Origin of the sequence: Protofrankia sp. Cr1, from assembly GCF_963555865.1 — a bacterium.
In the GTDB taxonomy this organism is placed as follows: domain Bacteria; phylum Actinomycetota; class Actinomycetes; order Frankiales; family Frankiaceae; genus Protofrankia.
In genome coordinates this window covers 1-5,868 of the sequence record NZ_CAUVXO010000318.1, presented here as the reverse complement: position 1 = coordinate 5,868, position 5,868 = coordinate 1, and the positions used below count along the sequence as shown (strand labels likewise).

The 5,868-nt window shown below is 68.5% G+C and carries 3 protein-coding genes and 2 pseudogenes; 3 read left to right on the top strand and 2 right to left on the bottom strand.

Annotated features, from left to right (window positions below; all coding sequences use genetic code 11):
- Together U9980_RS20160 and U9980_RS20155 are read right to left on the bottom strand one after the other, a co-directional pair.
- Nucleotides 1–1,247 (bottom strand): annotated as a pseudogene (locus tag U9980_RS20160) (VioB - polyketide synthase); the annotation flags it as partial.
- Nucleotides 1,244–2,740, bottom strand: coding sequence for an NAD(P)/FAD-dependent oxidoreductase (locus U9980_RS20155; protein ID WP_322769342.1), 1,497 nt, complete (start codon nt 2,738–2,740; stop codon nt 1,244–1,246). The pseudogene U9980_RS20160 and the gene U9980_RS20155, both read right to left, overlap by 4 nt.
- Nucleotides 2,741–3,043: 303 nt before the next feature.
- Between U9980_RS20155 and U9980_RS20150 the strand changes: the two genes are divergently transcribed.
- The 3 genes and pseudogenes from U9980_RS20150 to U9980_RS20140 form a co-directional block, all read left to right on the top strand.
- The gene (locus U9980_RS20150; RefSeq protein ID WP_322769341.1) at nt 3,044–4,378 is read left to right on the top strand and encodes a glycosyltransferase; all 1,335 of its coding nucleotides are present in this window, start codon (nt 3,044–3,046) and stop codon (nt 4,376–4,378) included.
- Nucleotides 4,375–5,628, top strand: coding sequence for a cytochrome P450 (locus U9980_RS20145; protein ID WP_322769340.1), 1,254 nt, complete (start codon nt 4,375–4,377; stop codon nt 5,626–5,628). The genes U9980_RS20150 and U9980_RS20145 overlap by 4 nt, the downstream gene beginning before the upstream one ends.
- Nucleotides 5,621–5,868, top strand: a pseudogene (locus U9980_RS20140) (class I SAM-dependent methyltransferase); the annotation flags it as partial. The gene U9980_RS20145 and the pseudogene U9980_RS20140, both read left to right, overlap by 8 nt.

Here is a 5,868-nt window from a genome sequence, read left to right as displayed (position 1 = left end):
CGGCGGAGCCGTACGATCTCGGCCTGCGCGGCGCGCGGATCGAGCGGAAGCGCCCTCGGGTTCGCGAACTGCCGCAGCCAAACGGTTTCCACGGGCGCGGGGCGGCCGCGGACGAAGGACCGGAACACCACGTCGACGTCGTGGTCCGGGTCGTCGGTGGCGCGCGGATGCTCCAGGAACAGGCAGGCGTCGTCAACCTGGAGGCTGACCTCCCGCTCACGCGACACCGTCTCACCGTTGTGCCCGGACACCACAAGCAGCGCTTCGTCGTCGGCGCCGTCCGATCCGCTCGCTCGCGGCACCCGCACCACACCACCGCTGCGCACAGCGTCCACACAGGCCTGCCGCGATACCTCGGCGACAAGCCGCCCGGTGCGCGCCGTGCGTAGCTCCAGGTCGCAGGGGGGAAGCGACGGGCCGAATGCTGTGATCATGTTCAGTGTGACGTCCTCGGCTGTCAGATCGACGGAGAGGATGTGCGGCGCCCGCGCTCGGTCGGCGGGCACCAGCAACCGTCCGGCCGGGTAGGTCCGCGACTCGGTGCTGCGCCACGGGGCGATGGTTCCCCGCAGGTCCCAGCGTTTCGGGGCATTGGGGGCATTCGGTGTCGACGGGGTGATGAGCGCGAACTGCACGACGAGACCGTCCGCGCCCGACCGGAGCGCCGAACCCAGGATTTCGACGGCGGGGGAGCCGCCGCCGTCGTCAAGCCACGTCAGGTCGGCACGCGTCACCACGAACTGGTGCACAACGGAACCGCCCTGCCGCAAGTCGTGCCACCTCGGCGGCTGAAAGCCGTGCACGGTGCCGGTGCAGGCGTATCCGGTGTTGTGCGAGCGCCCGGCCCGGCCAAACCCGAACTGGCCGACCATCAGCGTGGTCGTCCAGTTCGACGACGGGTCGACGTCGAAGACCCGGGCACGGTTGACGGTCGTCTGGAGGTACTCGTTGTAGTGCCCCCACATGTCGACGCAGCGCCCCACCACAGGATCGGTGTGGTCGACCGCTCCCGCGCGCAACTCGACACCCGACACCACGGCGTCGACCGCGAAGTGCCCGTTGCCGGCGAAGTGCTCCCCCACGGGGCCGTCGTACTCCTGCGGTGGCCGATCGCGGGGGAACGGCGTTCCGTCGGCCCCCAGCGCCGTGTTCGTCGCCAGGTCAAGGCGGCCATTGCGCGGACCGGTTGGACACTGGGTGGTACCGGCACCGGTGAAGTGCAGGCGCGGCAGGTCGAAGATGCTCACCCCACCCGCCGGAGGCGCTGAGCCGACCTGCGGCCGGAGAACGGCTCGTGCCACTGGATGCTGTGCACGGCGTCGATGGCCGACTCGATCGCCCCCTCGATCCAGGCCGGTTTCGACGAGCAGTGCTCGCCCGCGAAGAACAGACGGTCCTGCGGCCGCGCCGCCGCCTGCCGTTGCTCCTCGCACGTGGCGGCGTCCTGTGTCCAGCGGATGGTGGCTGCTCCCCGGCTCCACCGGTGCTCACCCCACACCTGGCTCACCGTTGCTAAGATCATGCCGGGTTCCCGCAGCCTGGGGTGCATCCGGCTCACCTCGTTCACGATGGCCTCGTGCCTGGTCACCGGATCGAGCTTGCTGATTTTCTCCGCGTCGGGGCCGATGGTGTAACTGGCGAGCAGCACAGCGCCCAGCGACCGGTCACCCTCCACGGGAGGGTAGTACGTCTGGCGCACCAGCCCGCCGGTGAACGAGGCGCCACCGGTGATCCCGTCCGCGGTCCAGAATGCCTCCCGGCAGTGAAATGCGATCTTGGTTGCTGGCCAGTACTGGGTTTCGTGGATCACGCTCAGCTTGTCGTCGTCGAATCCGTCCAGCCGCAGCCTCCGCAGGACGGGGAAGGGAATCGTGCACAGCACGTAGTCGCAGTGCCAGGAACTGGTCATGCCACCGTGGCGTACCCCGACGACCACGCCGTCGTCTCGGACCGACAGCCCGACCACCTCGTGGCCCAGCAGGAGCGGCCCGCGGATCTTCGCCGCCAGCCCGTCGGTGAGCGCATCCGTGCCGTGGCGTAGGCGAAAGATCGCGTTACTCGTCTCCATGAGCACGTCATCCAGGAAGCGCTCGTGCCGGCCGGAGCACACCGACCGGAGGTACGGGTGGTCCGCGAAGACGGAGTGCAGGTCCACCTTTGACCCGCTGTCGCCGCACAGGTACGGCTCGAGATCGATTCGGTCGACCAGGTCGAGCAGTTCGACGTTTACGTTGGGGTGGTCCCGGAACTGCTCCGGCGCGACGGCGTTCAGGCACGCGTTCAGCCATGAGCCGAACAGCAGAGTGTTGTACCGGTAGCCGTGTTCGGTCAGGCCTGGGTCGAGGGCGCTGACGAGCGCCTTCGGCGCGTCGCGGACCCGGACATAGCCGCCGTCTTTGACGCGCAGCAGGTCATCGTCGTCGGACAGGATGGTCCGGAACTCACGGACCTGGTTCAGGAGCCCGAGTTTGGCGATATAATGTAGTGCGCGCGTGTGACTTATCGGAATCCGCATCGCGCCGAGTTCGGCGAATTGAGCGCCCTTGGCGCTGCCGAAGCGGTACGTGTGCACCCGGCCGCCGATGCGGTTGCTTCCCTCGAGGATCCGTACCCGGTGCCCCCGCCGTTCCAGTTCGTAGGCGGCGACCAGGCCGGCGACGCCCGCCCCCAGCACGGTGATCGTCTTCGGTTCTCCGCTGGTGTGGTCCGATCTTTCATCGGTCTGTGACGTGACGGACATCGCGCCTCCTAGCCAGGGCGGCTCTAACCACGACTGAGCTCGGAATTGACCGAGGAGCTCGCAGTCGAGGACCACGCGACAGATATAGATCTCCATCGTCGGCAACCGTCGCTACTGCTCATATCCCCATGACCATCACCAAGGTGAGTAGTCGCTGTCCGCCGGCACACCCGTGCGGACCCGTCGTCATCCTCCGGGCTGACAGTGTTGACGCTGATCCCTTCCGCTGCCGTTGTGCGCGGGGCAGCGTGGGCCAGGCGGTGGGACCGGACGGCCCCGCTCGACGGACGAGGAGAGGGAGGGATGGCGACCTTGGCACACGTGCTGATCGCGACCACACCGGCCGACGGCCACGTCAACCCGGTGCTTCCCATCGCGCGGCACCTCACCCGGCGCGGACACGAGGTCCGGTGGTACACCGGGCAGGCCTACCGGGACAAGGTGGCCGAGGTGGGCGCTACGCACGAGCCGATGCACACCGCCTATGACTTCGGGGGCCTGAGTAAAGAGGAGGCGTTCCCAGCCCATGCGGGGCTGACCGGACTCGCCAGCTTCCGGGCAGGCATGGAGGACATCTTCTACAACACCGCCCCCAGCCAGATGAAGGACCTCCTCGAGATCATCGAGAGGTTCCGGGTCGACGTGATTGTTTCCGATGACATGTGCTACGGCGCGTGTTTCGCCCGCGAGCACACCGGAATCCCGTTGGCCTGGGTGGGCAATTCGATTTACATCCTCAACAGCCGTGACACCGCGCCTCTCGGCTACGGACTCGGGCCGTCTTCGTCACGGCCTGGCCGTCTGCGCAACCGTTTGTTCACGCTGGCCGGGGATCATCTCGCGCTGCGTGCTACCCGCAAACGTGCCGACGAGGTCCGGGGTGAAACGGGACTGCCCCGTCTCGGCGCGAGCGTCATGGAGAACATCTCCCGCAGGCCTGACCTGTACCTCGTCGGCACCGTCGAGTCGTTCGAGTTTCCCCGGAGCGACCTGTTCGAGGGGACGCACTTCGTAGGCCCGCTTGACCTGCCGGCAGCGGACACCGCCTTCGAGCCGCCCGCGTGGTGGGACGAACTCCATGACGGACGGCAGGTGGTGCTCGTCACCCAGGGCACGATCGCCAACGATGCGCAACGGCTGCTCGTCCCGGCCATTCGGGCGCTGGCGGACTTGCCGGTTCTCGTCGTGGTGACCACCGGCAACCACCCGCTGGACGCCAACACCGCGCGGTCGCTGCCGGCCAACGCACGGGTCGAGCGATTCGTCCCCTATCACCGGCTTCTGCCGCATGTCGACGTGATGGTGACAAACGGCGGGTTCAACGGGGTCAACGCCGCGCTCGCACACGCTGTGCCGCTCGTCGTCGCAGGGGCGAGCGAGGAGAAGGCCGACGTGGCCGCGCGGGTGAGGTGGGCGGGCGTGGGGATTGCACTTGGCCGCCGAACCCTGACCCCGCAACGGATCCGGCGTGCGGTCGGCGCTGTCCTCGCCGACACGCGTTACCGGCAGGCCGCCGCACGTCTGCGAGAGGAGTACCTGGGTCACGACGGGCCGCGGCGGGCTGCGGAGCTGATCGAAGGACTGATCGGCACCTATGACCCAGCTGCGCAGGCCCCGGTCACTGGAGGCATCCAATGAAATCCGACGAGCTGTTGGACGCGCCCCACGTCGACATACCGACCATTCCCGCCCCGGTCGACTGCATGCCGAGCCTGGTCGCCGCCGGACGGGTGGCGCCGGTCGTCACGGTCGACTACTACGGCGGAACCGCCTGGGCGGTCTGCGACATGGACCTCGCGCGTGCGGCTCTGACTGACCGGAGGCTGAGCAAGGACGTCGAGCTCACCCCGGACTGGATGCGGATTCCCGGGGTGATGCTCGGCGCACAGCCCCGCGCCGAGGTCGCCCGCACCATGGTGATGAGCGAGGGACCGGAACACGCCAGGATCAGGCGGTTGCACGCGGAGATCTTCACACCGCGCAACACGGCCACGTGGGCCGCCCAGCTGGCCCGGCTCGCCGAGGAACTGTTGGACGAGCTTGCCGCCGAGAGCGGTGGCGAGGTGAACCTCGTCGAGCGCTACACCTACCCGCTCCCGCTGGTGTTCATCTGCGCGATGCTCGGCCTGCAGCCGGAGATGTACGCCGTGATGCGGCGAGCCACCGACGACATCATCTACTCGCCGGAGGCGACCGTACGGGCGGGCGGCGTCGGCGCGCTCGCCGGCGCGGTCGCGGGGTGGGCCAGTGATCCCAGTCCGTTGAACGAAGGATTGATCACCGGCCTGCTCGAAGCCGTCGACGGCGAAGCGGCCATCACGGTGAACGAGGTCGTGACATGGACGGTCGGCCTGGTGATGGCCGGCTACGAATCGACGGCGAGCCTGATCGCCGCGGCGATCCTCGAGGCACTGCGCAAGCCGGCTGACCAACGTCCGCGTACTGAAGCGGAGATCGACGCGTGGATCGAGGAGACCCTCCGGGTGCACCCGCCGTTCCCGCACGCGACCTGGCGGTTCGCCACCGAGGACCTCAACCTCGGCGGCTACCTCATCCCCGCGGGGGCGCCCGTGCAGATCAACGTGGCAGCGGCCAACCGCTGTACGGGCGGGGAACCCGCGGACGATTTCGACGTGTACCCGGCCCGCAGCCACATCAGTTTCGGGCTCGGTCACCACTACTGCCTCGGCGCGCCGCTGGCCCGTCTCGAGGCCACGCTCGCTCTGAGCGCCTTCCTGCCCCGCTTTCCGAACGCCCAGCTGAGCGAGACCACCGCGGTGGGGTGGGAGTCGGAATGGATGACCCGCCGCATCAAGGTCCTCCCCGTCGTGCTGGCCGGCGCCGGCTCGCCCCACACCGATCACGGAAGGTACGACCGACATGGATGAGGCATTGATCGAATCCGTACTCGCCGTCGCGGCGCAATCGGAGCGGGCGGCATACGCTGCCACGGCCAAACAGGGCCCCGCCGAGGTCGCCGAGGTCGTGCTGACCGAGGTGGCCGCGCTGACGCGGATGCTCCCTGGACCGGACGAGAAGGTGCCGGTCCAGTGGGACCTCGGCTTCGGCGACGAGCGGCTCGGTTACGTCATGACGGTCGGCGGTGGCGGCGCGACCGTCGAACCGGG

Bases quoted from the DNA above. Each gene is read 5' to 3' on its own strand.
- U9980_RS20155 (WP_322769342.1), bottom strand. From the start codon at position 2,740: ATGTCCGTCACGTCACAGACCGATGAAAGATCGGACCACACCAGCGGA.
- U9980_RS20150 (WP_322769341.1), top strand. From the start codon at position 3,044: ATGGCGACCTTGGCACACGTGCTGATCGCGACCACACCGGCCGACGGC.
- U9980_RS20145 (WP_322769340.1), top strand. From the start codon at position 4,375: ATGAAATCCGACGAGCTGTTGGACGCGCCCCACGTCGACATACCGACC.